We start from the raw sequence: 595 nt of genomic DNA, 5'->3' as shown, positions 1-595 counted from the left end.
TCCGAGATGGCGCCGACCGAAAAGGTCATGCCGTACTGATCGCGCAGCAAACTCTGAATTTTGCGCACACTCAGATGATATTGCCCCGCGAGCACCGCGATATAGCTGAGCAACCGCGGCCCCATCTGGCCGCTGGGTGCCGCCTTGGGCAACTCGCCTTTGCTGAGCGCATCGCAGTGCCGGCAGTGGCCGTGGAATAGCTGATATTCGGTGATCTCTAGCGGCAACGTGGGCAGCTCAAACACCTGGTGGCGGAAGGATGGCGCGGCATTGGCCACGACCTCGCCGCCGCACTCAGCGCAGCAGGATGCCGGTTTGCAAGCAACCACCAGATCGGTGGATTGCAACTCGCTTAGTTCTCGTCGATGCCCCGTGTGTCCAGGTTGAGCGCCAACCTGATTTCGGCCACGAGGCGTCGTAACTTTTTTCGCTCCGCCTTAGCCGCAGGGGAGTCGGAGGATGGCGATTTGGATGAGTTACGAGAGGAGAGAGCCAGACGGTCCTCGTACTCCCGTAGCTTGTTCCATAGCTCCTGGATGATGCGGTTGGCATCATGGAGGTCGTGCGCCTGAGGCGCTGCATTTTCGAAGAGTTT

General features: G+C 59.7%; 1 pseudogene. It reads right to left on the bottom strand.

The window, feature by feature from the left end:
• Nucleotides 1-595, bottom strand: a pseudogene (locus ACYVG7_RS09940) (IS66-like element ISAeme24 family transposase); the annotation flags it as partial.

The organism is Pseudaeromonas pectinilytica (assembly GCF_054780855.1).
The sequence above is the reverse complement of the archived record's forward strand: the minus strand, read 5'-3'. Positions and strand labels throughout refer to the sequence as shown.